This is a genomic window from Rugosimonospora acidiphila, from assembly GCF_039543385.1.
In the GTDB taxonomy this organism is placed as follows: domain Bacteria; phylum Actinomycetota; class Actinomycetes; order Mycobacteriales; family Micromonosporaceae; genus Rugosimonospora; species Rugosimonospora acidiphila.
In genome coordinates this window covers 71169-85052 of the sequence record NZ_BAABJQ010000030.1, presented here as the reverse complement: position 1 = coordinate 85052, position 13884 = coordinate 71169, and the positions used below count along the sequence as shown (strand labels likewise).

Genomic DNA, 13884 nt, shown 5'->3' with positions numbered 1-13884 from the left:
GTGCCTCGCCATGAACATTAGCCCGATCACGAGACGATCGGTCGCCGCCGCCGCGATGGCCGGCGGCCTGGCGGTCGCCGGCCTGTCGATCGCGTCTCCCGCGTCCGCCGCCACGGCCACGCCGAGTTCGGTGGTGTTGCCATCCTGCCCGGATTCGTACGTGTGCTTCTACCCGTTCAAGAACTTCGGTGGCCACCAGGGCAAGGTCAAGGATAACAACCCGGACTTCAGCAAGATGCCGCACACCACGAGCGAGTGCCACACCGGCACGTGGAACGACTGCATCGAGTCGGTCGACAACCAGGGCCTCCTGTGCACGGTGTACTTCTTCGTCGACGCCAGCTACCGGGGCGCTTGGCACAGCCTGGCCGTCAACAACGACGTCTCGGACTTCGGCATCGGGTTCCACGACTCCTCGTTCAACGACAAGATCAGCTCCAACAGCTGGTGCACCAGCAAGCCTCTTGGCTGATGGCATCAACGGTGAAAGGTCTCGCCCGCACCTGCGCGGCCGGACTGGTGCTCGTCGTGATGCTGGCCGGCTGCGGGAACCCGCGGCCGGCCTCGCGCGGCGCCCCGAGCCCGCCGGCCGGGTCGGTGAGCCACAGCCCACCGAGCCTCGACGTCGACGTGGTGGACTTCGCCACCCGGTCCGGGTCATGGCCGAGCAGCGAGGATGATCTGGAGAACGCGTCCAACCAACTCGACCGCCAGTGCCTGCGGGCACACGGATTCGCCGTACCGGCGGCGCCCCCGCTGGCCCTTCCGGTACCTCAGGATGAAGCCGCCGCGATCGACCTGCCCGGCCGTCGCTCGGTCGGGTACGGGCTCGCCAAACACTCCGCGCCCGCCCCGGAACCCACGACGTTCGTCGGCGACGTCGGTTTCAGCGCCGCGCAGTTCGGCGCCGGCAAGCCGAGAATCAAGGTGAGTCTCGAGGGCAAGGCAACGGTGCTGACGCCGAGCGCCGGCTGCGTCGCGCAGGGATATCGGGAACTGGCCGGCGATCTGGCGACCTGGGCCCGGTTGTACTACGTGCCGCAGCAGTTCGACGACCGGATGTACGCCGCGATGTACGACGACCCCAGATACCCGGTCGCCCTGGCCACCTGGCGATCGTGCATGAACTCCCGCGGCTACTCGTACTCCCGGCCCGACGACGTCGAGCCCGCCCTGCGGGCACGGTACGACGCCTCGGGGATGACGCCAGCCCTCGAACAGCTCGAATTGCGCACGGCGGTCGACGACGGCGAGTGCCAGCTCGCCGTGCACCTACCCACCACACTTCTCCAGATTCGCCGGTCGCTCGTGGCGAGCCTGCCACGATCCGACCTCGCGACCATCGCCACGATGGTGGTAGCGCGCCGCGGGGCGGTCGCCAAGGCCAGATCGGTGCTGGCCGCGGGCCAGCGATAACCCTCCCGTCAGCTCCACCAACGGTGGCTGCTCCTCATTTCCACCATTCGTGGCCGCTCCTCATTTCCACCATTCGTGGAAGTGGTGCACCGGGCCGTGGCCGGAGCCGACGTCCAGGCCGTCGGCGGCGGCCAGCGCGGCGGTCAGGTACCGCTTGGCGTCGGCCACCGCCTCGGCCCAGCCGCCGCGCTGCGGGCGCAGCGCCGCGATCGCCGAGGACAGGGTGCATCCGGTGCCGTGCGTGTTGCGGGTGGCCACCCGGGGGGCGGTCAGCCGCACCGGCTCACCGGACGCGTCCAACGCCAGCAGATCGGGGCACTCGGGCCCGGTCAGGTGCCCGCCCTTGAGCAGCACCGCCGGGCCCAGCCTCATCAGGCTCGCCAGTTGCTCGCGCATCTGGGCCTCGTCGGCCGCCTCCGGCACCCCGAGCAGGTCGGCCGCCTCCGGCAGGTTGGGCGTGATGAGGTCGACCACGGGCAGCAGCGCCCCGCGCAGCTCCCTTACCGCGTTGGCGGCCAGCAGCCGGTCGCCGCTCTTGGCCACCATCACCGGGTCCAGCACCACGTACGGCGGCCGGCGCGCGGCCAGCACCTCGGCCACCGCGCGGACCACCTCGGCGGTACCCAGCATGCCTATCTTGACCGCGTCGACGCGCACATCGTCGAGAACCGCCTCCAGCTGATCCGCGACGAACCGCGCCGGCACCGGGTGGATGCCCCGCACGCCGCGGGTGTTCTGCGCGGTCAGCCCGGTCACCACGCTCATCCCGTAGGTGCCCAGCGCGGCGAACGCCTTCAGGTCGGCCTGGATGCCGGCGCCGCCGCTGGGGTCGCTGCCGGCGATCGTGAGCAGGTTCGCCACCATCACGCCACCTCCACGCTCTCGCGCAGCCCCCGGCGGCCCAGCGCCGGAAACACCGCCGCCAACAACAGGGTGGCCGCCGCCGCGACCACGAACGAGACGATCGACGCGCTCGCCCAGGACGGCGGGGTCACTCCCAGCCACGATCGGGCGTGGATCCAGAAGTCGTGCCACCCGCCGACCGTCGCGGGGTTGACGAGCTGGTACGCGGCGAAGCCCAGCAGCCACGGCACGAGCAGCACGGGACGGGACGTCGCCCGGGGCGAGGTGTCCCACGTGCCGCCCCGGCCCAGCACGAAGTACCGGACCGTGAAGACCGCGAACATCGGCACGAACACCGAACCGAGCAGGTACAGGAAGTCCTGGTACGCGGCGATGTGCAGGACCAGCGCGCCGAGCGTGGTCAGCGCGCCGACCGCCACGGCCAGCACCCGCCGGTCGGTCAGCGGCCGCAGGTTCTGGATGGACACCACGGTGGAGTACACGTTGGTGAACGACTCGTCCAGCTCCCTCGCGATCAGGATGGCGAACGCCAGCCAGCCCACCGGCACCGCGAGGAACGCGCCGAACAGCTGCCCCTGCGGATCCCCGGAGCCGGACGCCAGCGTGCTGAAGGCCAGCAGCCCCAGGCTGTAGCAGGCGATCTGGGTGACCGCGTAGCCGATCAGCGACCCGGTGAACGCCGAGCGGGCCGAGCGCGCGTGGCGCGAGTAGTCGGCGGCCAGCGGGATCCAGGACACCGCGACCGCGATGGCCACGTCGGCGGCCGGCCAGAACCCCGACCAGGAGCCGTGGGTCAGCGACGGCAGCGGGTGCCGGGCCGCCTGCACCATCAGGTACCCGACGGCCAGCACGATCGCCACCAGCGCGTACCGGCGCAGCAGCCGCACCGCCCCCAGCGGCCGCAGCGCCATGCCCGTGGTCGCCGCGCCGGCCACCACCACATACACCCAGTGCGCCCGCCAGGGCAGCAGCCGCTGCGCGGCGGCCGAGATCACGGCCAGCTCGAAAATCGCCCAGCCCAGGCACTGCACCAGGTTCAGGATGGTGGGCAGGTACGACAGCCGACCGCCGAACAGCCCCCGCATCAGCACCATGGCGGGCGCTCCGGTCCGCGCCCCGGCGAAACTGGCCAGGGACAGCAGCACGGTGCCGATCAGGGTCCCGGCCACGGTGGCGGTGAACGCCGCGGCCAGCGACAGCTGGGGCATCCCGGCCGGCATCAGTACGAACAGGGCGCTGACCGGGCCGAGCAGCGTCATGCCGAGGTTGCCCCACAGCGCCACCTGGTCGAGCAGGCCCAGCGTGCGCGGCGGCGGGTCGGCCAGGGTGAGGCCGGGCTCGGTGCTGGCCGGCGCCACCGGTTCGAGGACTGTCTGGTTCATCTGCGCTCCCTACGCCGGCATTACCCGGTCAGGTTCGGCGGTCGGCGGCGGCAGCCGCCCTCTCAGCCCGGTACACCCCGAGCTCCCGCGGTGGTGATGGAAGTGGTGCTACAGCGCTCGCCTGCACCACGGCGTGGTGCTACAGCGGTGCGCTGCACCACGGTGTGGTGCTACAGCGCTGCCATGCCCCGGGTCGGCGAGGACGCCTTGGCATGCTCCCGGCGCGGGATGCGCCCGGCCCGGTGCGCCATCCGGCCGGCCCGGACCGCGTCGGCCATCGCGGCCGCCATCAGGGCGGGCTCCTGCGCGCGGGTGACCGCCGAGGCGAGCAGGACCGCGTCGCAGCCCAGCTCCATGGCCAGCGCCGCGTCCGAGGCGGTACCGATGCCGGCGTCGAGCACCACCGGCACCGTCGCCTCGGCGACTATCAGTTCGATGTTGTGCGGGTTCAGGATGCCCAGGCCGCTACCGATCGGGGCGCCCAGCGGCATGACCGCGGCACAGCCCGCCTGCTGCAGGCGCCGGGCCAGGATCGGGTCGTCGTTGGTGTAGACCAGCACGGTGAAGCCGTCCCCGACCAGCGACTCGGTCGCGTCCAGCAGCTCCACCGGGTCGGGCAGCAGGGTCTCGTCGTCGGCGACGACCTCCAGCTTCACCCACGGGGTCTCCAGCGCCTCCCGGCCCAACCGCGCGGTCAGCAGCGCCTCCCGGGCAGTACGGCAGCCCGCCGTGTTGGGCAGCACCCGTACGCCGCGGGCCACCAGCACGTCCAGTACCGAGCCCGAGGTGCCCGGGTCCACCCGCCGCATGGCGACCGTGCACATGGCGGTACCCGAGGCCACCACCGCCTCGTCGAGCACCTGCGGGCTCGGCGCGCCGCCGGTGCCGAGGATGAGCCGGGAGCCGAGTTCCTGTCCGGCGATGATGAATGGATCGTCCACGTCAACCTCCCTGTACCGCGGTCAGCAGCTCGACCTGCTGGCCCTCACACAGCGCGACCTGAGTCCAGGTGCCGCGCGGCACCACCGCACCGTCCACCGCCGCGGCGACCCCACGCACCGCGGGAGCCCACGAGGTCACCAGCTCGGCGAGGGTGGACCCGTCGGGCAGGTCCACCCGTTCACCGTTGATCGTCAGCGTCATGCGGATACCTCCGAGCGAGAGAACCGGCGCGGGTCGCAGGCGGTCAGATCGATGCCCGGGTCTTCGCCGGTGATCAGGCCGGCGACCGCGTCGGCGGTCAGCGGCGCGAGCAGGATCCCGTTGCGGTAGTGGCCGGTCGCCACCAGCAGGCCGTCCACGACGGTGCCGCCGATCATCGGGAGGTTGTCCGGCGAGCCGGGGCGCAGGCCGGTGCTCACCTCGTCGAACCGCACCTCGCCCAGCACCGGGAGGAGCAGCTGGGCGTCGCGCAGCAGCTCGTACACGGCCCCGGCGCGCGGGCCCAGGTCGAACCCGGCCTCCTCGCTGGACGCGCCGATCACCAGGCTCCCATCGCCGCGCGGCACCACATAGACCGGGCTGCCCCGCACGGCACCCCGTACCACGTGGTTGAGCAGGTCGCTCGGGCCACGCAGGCGCAGCGTCTGCCCCTTGACCGGCCGGACCGGGGGCACCACCTCCGCCGGAAGCCCCGCCGAAGCCTGAAGCCCCGCCGGAACCTGAAGCCCCGCCGGTGTCGAGGGCCCGGTCTGGGCTGGCAGTTCGGCAACGGCCGCCGACCAGGCTCCGGCGGCCAGCACCACCGTGCCGGCCTCGAACCGGTCCCCGCTCTCGGTCCGCACGCCGACCACCTGCTGGCCGCGCCTCAGCCAGCCGCCGACCCGGGCCGTGACCTCCCGCACGCCGGCACCGCCGGCGGCCCGGCGCAGCGCGCCGTGCAGCATCCGGTTGTCGATCTGGTGGTCGTCGGCCGCCCAGAGGCCGCCGGGCAGCCCCGCCGCCAGGGCCGGCTCGGCGGCGCGCAGCTGCCTGCTGGTCAGCAGCTCCGACTCGATGCCCAGCGAGGACTGGAAGGCGTGCAGGTCGCGCAGGGCGGCCAGGTCGGCGGCGTCCCAGGCGGCCTGCAGGGTGCCGCACCGCCGGTACCCGACGTCCACCCCGGTGGCGTCGGCCAGCTCGGCGACGAAGCCCGGGTACCGGGCCGCCGAGTCGAGGGTGAGCGCCAGCAGCGGGCGCCCCTCGTAGTGCAGCTCGGTGGCCGGCGCGAGCATGCCGGCGGCGGTCCAGGTGGCACCGGAGCCCGGCGCCGGATCCAGCACGGTCACGGCCAACCCCCGCTGCGCGCAGCGCCAGGCGATGGACAGCCCGATCACGCCCGCGCCGACCACCACGACGTCGGTGGCGCCGCTACCCATCCGGCCTCCCGTGGTCACGCCGCGTGCGCGAGGCAACGCGGCGGCTGGGGGTCGGTGAGCACTCCCTGCGCCGGCATTACCCGGATCAGGTTCAACGGTCGGCGGCTCCCAGCCAGCCCTCTCAGCCCGGTCTACCGGGCTCCCGTGCACGGTTCACCATACGCGCCGGCCGATACCGGCGCATCGGGTACCGTCGCCGACCATGAGCTCACGATCACCCGAGCAGGTCCGGGCCGCCCTGGCCGGCGCCCGGCTGTACCTGTGCACCGACGCCCGCACCCGCCAGGGTGACCTGGCGGACTTCCTCGACGCCGTGCTGGCCGGCGGGGTGGACATCGTGCAGCTGCGGCAGAAGGGGCTGGAGGCCCGGCAGGAACTGCGCTATCTGGAGGTGTTCGCGGAGGCGGCGGAGCGCCACGGCAAGCTGTTCGCGGTCAACGACCGGGTCGACCTCGCGCACGCCTGCGGGGCGCCGGTGCTGCACCTGGGCCAGGACGACCTGCCGGTGCCGCTGGCCCGCCGGATCATCGGGGACGGGCCGGTGATCGGTCGCTCCACCCACTCGCCCGAGCAGTTCGACGCGGCGCGCGACGAGCCGGGCGCGGATTACCTGTGCGCCGGCCCGACCTGGGCCACCCCGACCAAGCCCGGCCGGCCGGCCGCCGGCCTGGACCTGCTCAGCCACGCCACGCGGTCGGCCTCCGGTACCCGGCCCTGGTTCGCGATCGGCGGGATCGACCTGGACCGGCTGGACGAGGTGCTGGCCCGCGGCGCCCGCCGGGTGGTCGTGGTGCGGGCCATCACCGAGGCGGACGATCCGGGAGCGGCGGCGCGCGCCTGGGCCCAACGGCTGTCGGCCGCCACCCTCGCCGAGGCGGCGTAGACGGGGCGCTTCCCGCTGGGGCGGGGGTGCTCGCACCGCCACACGCCGGCTCCGGCTGCGCTCCCCCCGGAAGGCCCTAGGCGGGTCTGGCCTCGTGATGGCTGCCACCCATGCCGGCGCTGTCGCCGCGGTACGAACTCGTGCTCATCGAGGCTCCCTGACTGGTGTCGAAATCGGACTTTCGATGCCGCCTCGACTCGCTTTTCTCAAGCAAGTGAAAGGCTCGGCTGTTAAATCGGCTTCGGTTGGCGATGAAGTTCGCCGATGTCGTGCCGCCCCCGTACGACGTGGCCCGACCGGGTTGGTGCTGGCGGGAGCCGTCCCGTCGGCAGACACCGGCCAGCCGGTTATATCCGCCAAACGTTGTCCGGTGTCGCTGGCTGGACGCCGGACAACAGACTCCGGATAATGGCCGCGCGACAGAAACGCCGGATTCAGTCGCGTTGATACCTATCCGGGCGTCAAGGGGTGGAGATCGTGCCGCGCAACGAGAGACCACTCGAGGCCGACGACCACGTGCTGACCAGATTCGCCGCCGACCTGCGCCGGCTGCGCGAGAAGGCGGGCAGCCCCCCGTACCGTGAGCTGGCCAGGCGCGCGCACTACTCGTCCACGACGTTGGCGGACGCGGCCGGCGGCCGGAAGTTGCCCAGCCTGCAGGTGACCCAGGCGTACGTGCGGGCGTGCGGCGGCGACCCGGCGGAGTGGGAGGCCCGCTGGCACGCGGTCGCCGCGGAGGTGGCCGAGGCCGACCCGGGCACCGGGGCCGACGCGCGGCCCGAGGACACCGGAGTGCCGTGCCCGTACGCCGGCCTGGCCGCGTTCGCCCCGGAGGACGCGGACCGGTTCTTCGGCCGGGAGGAGCTGACCGAGGATCTGGTCTCCCACGTCCGCGCCCACCGGCTCGTCATCGCGTTCGGCGCCTCGGGATCCGGGAAGTCCTCGCTGCTGCGCGCCGGCCTGATCCCCGCGTTGCGCGGGGACATACCCCGGATGCGCGGGCAGGCGCGACCCACGCTGCTGTTCACCCCGGGATCGCACCCGCTGGAGGAGTGCGCGGCCCGGCTGGCCGCCATCGGCGGCGGCAGCGCCGCGGCCATTCACCGGGAGTTGGTCGAGGACCCCTCCGCGCTGCACCTGAGCGTGCTCCAGGCGCTGGCCGCCCGGTCCGGCGAGGGCGAGCTGCTGATCGTGGTGGACCAGTTCGAAGAGGTCTTCACCCTGTGCCGCGGCCAGCGGGAGCGCGCCTCGTTCATCGCCGCCCTGTCCGCCGCCACCCGGGCTGACAACTCCCGCACCCGCGTCGTGCTGGGCGTCCGCTCCGACTTCTACGCGCACTGCACCGAGTACCCGGGGCTGGTCGAGGCGCTGCGCGACGCCCAGTTGCTGGTCGGGCCGATGACGACCGAGCAGTTGCGGCGGGCGGTGAGCCAGCCGGCGATCGACGCGGGCGCCACCGTCGAGGGCGCGCTGCTGGCCCGGGTGGTCGCGGACGCGACCGGGCAGGCGAGCGTGCTGCCGCTGGTCTCCCACGCGCTGCGGGAGACCTGGTCGCGCCGCCGGGGCAACACCCTCACGCTGGCCGGCTACGAGGCGTCCGGCGGCATGCGCCACGCGCTGGCCCGCACCGCCGAGACCGTGTACACCGGCCTGACCGAGGCGCAGCAGCGGCTGGCGCGGGGCGTGTTCCTGCGGTTGATCGCGCTCGGCGAGGGCACCGACGACACCAAGCGGCGGGTCAACCGCGACCAGCTCGACCCCGGCGCCGGCCCGGTGCTCGACGCGCTGGCCAGCGCGCGGCTGGTCACGCTCGACCTCGGCACGGTCGAGCTGACACACGAGGCGCTGCTGCACGCGTGGCCCCGGCTGCGGGGCTGGATCGACCAGGACCGGGCCGGGCTGCTGCTGCACCAGCAGCTCGTCGACGCCGCCGCGCTGTGGGACCGGGAGCACCGCGATCCCGGGGCGCTGTACCGGGGCGGCCGGCTGGCCAGCGCCCTCGAGTGGGCCGAGGAGCACCCGGGCGACCTGCCGCCGGGCGGGGTCGCCACGCGGTTCCTGGACGCGTCCCGCCGGCAGGAGAGCCGCGCCTGGCGGCTGCGTACCGGCGCGCTCGTCGTGCTGTCGGTGCTCACCCTCGTCGCGTCGGGCGCCGCGATCGTGGCGTTGCAGCAGCGGTCCACCGCCAGGAACGACCTCAACCGCGCGGTCGCCACCCAGACCGCCGTCGAGGGCGAGCAGGTGCGGACCACCGACGTGTCGTTGTCCGCCCAGCTCAGCCTGGCGGCCAACCGGATCCAGCCGAACCCGCAGAGCTACACCGACCTGCTCAGCACCCAGAGCGCGCCGCTGGCCAGGACGCTGCCCGGGTACACCGCGACGGTGTACGGGGTGGCGTTCAGCCGGGACGGCAGGCTCATGGCCACGGCCGGCGGCGACGGGACGGTGCGGCTGTGGAACGTGTCCGACCCCGACCACCCGGTCGGCTGGGGCGCACCGCTGCACGCCGATCCCAAGAAGGTGTACTGGGTGGCGCTGAGCCCGGACGGGCGCACCCTCGCCACGGCCGACCACGACGGGACCGTCCGGCTGTGGCGCATCACCGACCCGTCGCACCCCGTGCCGTGGGGCGCGGCGCTGTCGGCCCACGGCGGCCTGGTGTTCTCGGTGGCGTTCAGCCCGGACGGCAAGACGCTGGTCAGCGCGGGCGACGACGGCACCTTCCGGCTGTGGAACGTCGACGATCCCGCCCATGCCGTGCCATTGGGGCCGGGCGTGCGCGCCGGTGACGACGCCATCGCGTCGGCGGGGTTCAGCCCCGACGGGCGCACCGTGGTCACCTCCGGCCACGACCACCGCATCGGGCTGTGGAACGTCACCGACCCGCGCCATCCGGTTCCCTGGACCACACCGCTGACCGGCCACACCGACACCGTGTTCGCGACCGCGTTCAGCCCCGACGGCACCATGCTGGCCAGCGTGAGCAACGACGACACGGTCCGGCTGTGGAACGTGCGCGACCCGGCCCATCCGAGCAGTCTGGCCACCCTCAACGGCCACAAGGACACCGTGTACGCGGTGGCGTTCAGCCCCGACGGCGACACGCTCGCGACCGGGGGTGCGGACCAGGGCATCCGGCTGTGGAACGTGACCGACCCGGCCAACGCCGTGCCCCTGGGCCAGCCGCTGTTCGGGCACACCGGCTACGTGTACTGGCTGGCGTTCGACCGTGACGGCCGGCTGGCCAGCGCGGGCGCCGACGGGGTACGGCTGTGGAGTCTGCCCCGGACCGTGCTGCCCTGTCCCAGCTACCTCAACGGGGTGGCGTTCGACCCGAGCGGCGCGCTGCTGGCCAGCGCCAGCACCGACGGGACGGTCCGGCTCTGGGACGTCACCGAGCCGGCGCACCCCACCGAGGTCGGCGACCCGCTGCTCGCGCACGCCGACGCCGTGATCAGCGTGGCGTTCAGCCCGAAGACCAGGACGCTGGCCACCGGCGGGCGCGACCGGAAGGTGCGGCTGTGGGACATCAGCGACCCCGGGCACCCGCGCCCGCTGGGTTCGCCCCTGTCGCTGGGCCTGCAGGAGGTCACCTCGGTGGCCTTCGACCCGGCCCGGCCGGTCCTGGCCGCCTCGGATTACGACGGCACCATGCGCCTGTGGGACATCTCCGACCTCGACCGGCCCCGGGTGCTGGCCACGCCGCTGACCGGCGACCCCAGCAACGGGCACGCGGTGCGCGGCCTGGCCTTCAGCCACGACGGTGCGCTGCTGGCCGACGGCAGCGCGGACGACACCATCCGGCTGTGGAACGTGACCGATCCGGCCCACCCCGTTCCCGACAGCACCCTGGTGCTCGCCACCGGCGGTGTGCTCAGCGTGGCGTTCAGCCCGGACGACCGTACGCTGGCCAGCGGCCACACCGACCACACCGTACGGCTGTGGAACGTCGACGCCCCGACCCACCCGGTGCCGCTGGGCGCGCCGCTGACCGGCCACACCAGCTTCGTGTACTCGGTGTCGTTCAGCCCGGACGGGCGCACGCTGGCCAGCGGCAGCGATGACGACACCATCCGGCTGTGGAACGTCGGCGACCGGGCCCACCCCACCGCGATGGGTCAGCCGGTGATCGGGCACACCGCCCCGATCGACCAGGTCGCCTTCTCGCCGCGCGGCGCGTTGCTGGCCAGCGCCAGCGACGACCACACCGTCGGGTTGACGGCGCTGTCCACCGCCCAGGCCGCGCGGCGGATCTGCGCCACCACCGGCGGCGTGCTCGACCAGGCCCAGTGGCGGCGGTTCATCCCCGAGCTGCCGTTCGCCCCACCCTGTCCAAGCTGACCGGCGGGCGCACCGGCGGGCGCTGCCCGACGGGGCCGGCGGAATAGCGGACGGTGGTGCCGCGTTGATCGCTACCGGATGAGTACTTTCAGCGATGAGGGGAGATGACCGTGGATCTGATGGCTGAGTACCGGCGGGCAGGTCTGTTCCTGGAGGCCGGCGATCCGGCCGAGGCTGCCCGGATCCTGGAACCGGTCATCGAGGCGGATCCGGGCAACGCCGGAGTCCGGCTTCAGTTGGCCCTGGCGTACTTCGGTTCGGCGCAGCTGCGCCGGGCCGAGACCGAGCTGCGCACCCTGGTGGAACGGGACCCCAGCGACCACTTCGCCCACCACGTGCTGGGCCGGACCCTGGAGCGGCTGAGCCGCCCGACCGAGGCCCTCCCGCACCTGCGGCTGGCCGTGGCCATGTCGCCGAAGTCCGACTACCGCGACGCGCTGACCCGGGTGGCGGCCCGGGTCGGCACGACGAAGCGGCGGCTACCGGATAGCGCCGGGTGGTAGCACGGCATGCACGCCGACCACGCGGTTGACGATCTGGGTGATTCGTAGGTCGACGGCCACGCTGGCCATCGCGATCGCGTCCCGTCGGGACATCCCGTAGAGCCTGCCCAGCAGTTCGAACATCGACTCCAACGCCATGAAGGTGGCATCGGTCTGGTCGTCGGCCAGCCCCATGGTCAGCCACCCGGCGGGCGTGTGCGCCACCGGCCCGGCCAGCACCAGGTCCTCGCGCAGCCCGAAGGTCAGGTCCACCCGCTCCATGGGGCATTCGATGGCGGTGCCCCCCACCTCGCCGTCGCCCTGCCGGGCGTGCCCGTCTCCCACCGAGAAGAGCCCGCCCGGTACCGGTACCGGCAGGTACAGGGTGCTGCCCGCGACCAGTTCCTTGCAGTCCAGGTTCCCGCCGTGCGCCCGGGGCGGGATCGTCGAGTGCTCGCCGGGCTCCGCCGGCGGCATGCCCATCACGCCCAGGAACGGGTGCAGCGCGACGCTGTGACCGTGCTGATTGCGACCGACCATGGCGGTCGGGTCCAGCTCCCAGGCGTGCACGGTGGTGCGGTCGGCCACGCCGTACCGCTGGTTGAACGGGGACGGCCAGCCGCCGGACACCGTGGTGCCCCACATGGCCGGCACTACGGCGTCGACGCGCACCTCCAGCACCATGCCGGGCTCGGCGCCCCGCACTTCGATCGGACCGGTCAGCGCGTGCCCGTACCCGGACCGGTGCTGGGGCACCTTGGGCCGGTCGGCGTGCTCACCGCCGGGGTATGGCCCCTGCGACCAGAACGCGTCGAGCGTGCGCACCCGTACCGAGTCCCCGGGGTCGACGGTGAGGACCGGCGGGTATTCCCGGGAAAAGTATCCGTGCAGCGTCTGGTCATCGGGTTCGAGAACGATCATGGCGCACATCGTCACACGGGCTGCCCCGTCCCGAACAGGGCCGAGCGCCGGTGGATCGAGCAGCGATGAATAATGCTCTTTCCGGGCTGTGGGGGCAGCGGCCGGCTGTCTCATGGGATTCGCGCCGTACGCCGTATTTGACCGTCTGGCGCGTGAGCGGCATCGAACGTATCAGGCGCAACGGTTGGGTGGACCGATCGGGGTGGCCGGGAGGGCGTCAGAGCCGACCGGAAGTGCTCTTGATCGGGAACCAAGCCCAGGCCACCATGCGATGGTGGCGTTGATCTAGGGTGCCACCGAGGCTCCCACGCGTGAACGGTGTGAAAACGTTGATATCCATCGCTACCCCGCTGACACTGATTCTGGCGTATGCGTTCTCCTATCTCGGCTGTCTGGTCGGCTTGATCGCCACCGCCCGTGCCCGTCGGAGTTCCAAGGGCTCCCGCGGTCGCTGGTTGGTCATGGGTGCCTTCGCCATCGGTGGCACCGGCATCTGGGTCATGCACTTCATGGCCATCATCGGCGTGCAGGTCCCGGGCAGCGAGATCAGGTTCGATGTCAGCATCACCGCCGCCAGCTTCCTGCTCGCGGTGCTGGCCGTCGGCGTCGGCCTGTTCATCGTCGGCTACGGCGACCGTCCCGGCGCCGTGCGGGTGATCGCCGCGGGGGCGCTCACCGGCACCAGCGTGGCCGGGATGCACTACACCGGCGTCGCCGGCATGCGCATGGACGCGACCGTGCACTACAACGTGGTCAGGGTCGTGCTGTCCGTGGTGATCGCGGTCGTCGCGGCCACCGTCGCGCTCTGGTTCACCGTCACTCTGAGCCGTGCCCGGTGGATCGCCGTCGCGGCCGCCATCATGGGCGTGGCGGTGACCGGCATGCACTACACCGGGATGTCCGCGATGCAGGTGCACCTGCTCACGACGCCGAAGGCGCTGCACGGCATCAGCGCGCTCGACTTCGTGCCGCCGATCCTGGTCTTCGTCCTGCTGGGCAGCATCGTGCTCGCGTACGCCCTGCTCATCGAGCCCGCGAACGACGAGCGGCCGCCCGCGCCCCCCACGACCCCTGGGCGGGACGGCGCGGGGTTCGCCGGGTCGCTGCCCGACCGGCGCGACCACGTCATCTTCCCCACCCAGCGGCCCACGTCGGGCGCGAGCGGGTCGCTGTTCGATCCGCTCGCCCGGCACAACCAGCCGCCGACCCACCGGCCTCGCTGAGCCCGCCGGGCTCGG

General features: G+C 72.8%; 12 protein-coding genes and 1 riboswitch. Of the genes, 6 read left to right on the top strand and 6 right to left on the bottom strand.

What is annotated here, in order from left to right; translation table 11 throughout:
• Positions 1-10: 10 nt before the first annotated feature.
• Together ABEA87_RS34655 and ABEA87_RS34650 are read left to right on the top strand one after the other, a co-directional pair.
• Positions 11-472 (top strand): peptidase inhibitor family I36 protein, encoded by a 462-nt coding sequence (locus ABEA87_RS34655; protein ID WP_345636961.1) that lies wholly within the window; start codon positions 11-13, stop codon positions 470-472.
• Positions 472-1416, top strand: a complete 945-nt coding sequence (locus ABEA87_RS34650) for a hypothetical protein (RefSeq protein WP_345636959.1) — start codon at positions 472-474, stop codon at positions 1414-1416. Before ABEA87_RS34655 ends, ABEA87_RS34650 begins: the two co-directional genes overlap by 1 nt.
• A gap of 60 nt (positions 1417-1476) precedes the next feature.
• On the opposite strand, the gene thiD is transcribed toward ABEA87_RS34650, so the two are convergent.
• The 5 genes from thiD to thiO all read right to left on the bottom strand — a co-directional run bounded on the left by thiD (position 1477) and on the right by thiO (position 6019).
• Positions 1477-2280 carry a bifunctional hydroxymethylpyrimidine kinase/phosphomethylpyrimidine kinase gene (thiD, locus tag ABEA87_RS34645; RefSeq protein WP_345636957.1) on the bottom strand — a complete coding sequence of 268 codons (804 nt, stop codon included), beginning with the start codon at positions 2278-2280 and terminating at the stop codon, positions 1477-1479.
• The gene (locus tag ABEA87_RS34640) at positions 2280-3662 is read right to left on the bottom strand and encodes a purine-cytosine permease family protein (protein WP_345636955.1); all 1383 of its coding nucleotides are present in this window, start codon (positions 3660-3662) and stop codon (positions 2280-2282) included. The genes thiD and ABEA87_RS34640 overlap by 1 nt, the downstream gene beginning before the upstream one ends.
• 170 nt (positions 3663-3832) lie before the next feature.
• Entirely contained in the window at positions 3833-4603 is a 771-nt protein-coding gene (locus ABEA87_RS34635; protein ID WP_345636953.1) for a thiazole synthase, read from the bottom strand.
• A gap of 1 nt (position 4604) precedes the next feature.
• A complete protein-coding gene (gene thiS, locus ABEA87_RS34630; protein ID WP_345636951.1) occupies positions 4605-4805 on the bottom strand; it encodes a sulfur carrier protein ThiS in 201 nt (66 codons plus the stop codon).
• On the bottom strand, positions 4802-6019 hold the full coding sequence (gene thiO, locus ABEA87_RS34625; protein WP_345636949.1) for a glycine oxidase ThiO: 1218 nt from the start codon (positions 6017-6019) through the stop codon (positions 4802-4804). Before thiO ends, thiS begins: the two co-directional genes overlap by 4 nt.
• 45 nt (positions 6020-6064) lie before the next feature.
• Positions 6065-6175, bottom strand: a riboswitch (TPP riboswitch).
• 46 nt (positions 6176-6221) lie between these two features.
• Here thiO and thiE point away from each other — a divergent pair.
• The 3 genes from thiE to ABEA87_RS34610 all read left to right on the top strand — a co-directional run bounded on the left by thiE (position 6222) and on the right by ABEA87_RS34610 (position 11746).
• Positions 6222-6902, top strand: a complete 681-nt coding sequence (thiE, locus tag ABEA87_RS34620) for a thiamine phosphate synthase (protein WP_345636947.1) — start codon at positions 6222-6224, stop codon at positions 6900-6902.
• Between the two features lie 477 nt (positions 6903-7379).
• Positions 7380-11243 (top strand): nSTAND1 domain-containing NTPase, encoded by a 3864-nt coding sequence (locus tag ABEA87_RS34615; RefSeq protein ID WP_345636945.1) that lies wholly within the window; start codon positions 7380-7382, stop codon positions 11241-11243.
• Between the two features lie 110 nt (positions 11244-11353).
• Entirely contained in the window at positions 11354-11746 is a 393-nt protein-coding gene (locus ABEA87_RS34610; protein WP_345637006.1) for a tetratricopeptide repeat protein, read from the top strand.
• Here ABEA87_RS34610 and ABEA87_RS34605 read toward each other — a convergent pair.
• Positions 11723-12646 carry an acetamidase/formamidase family protein gene (locus tag ABEA87_RS34605; RefSeq protein ID WP_345636943.1) on the bottom strand — a complete coding sequence of 308 codons (924 nt, stop codon included), beginning with the start codon at positions 12644-12646 and terminating at the stop codon, positions 11723-11725. The genes ABEA87_RS34610 and ABEA87_RS34605 overlap by 24 nt on opposite strands.
• Positions 12647-12957: 311 nt before the next feature.
• Here ABEA87_RS34605 and ABEA87_RS34600 point away from each other — a divergent pair, with 311 nt between their 5' ends.
• Positions 12958-13869 carry an MHYT domain-containing protein gene (locus ABEA87_RS34600; protein WP_345636941.1) on the top strand — a complete coding sequence of 304 codons (912 nt, stop codon included), beginning with the start codon at positions 12958-12960 and terminating at the stop codon, positions 13867-13869.
• Positions 13870-13884 lie beyond the last annotated feature (15 nt).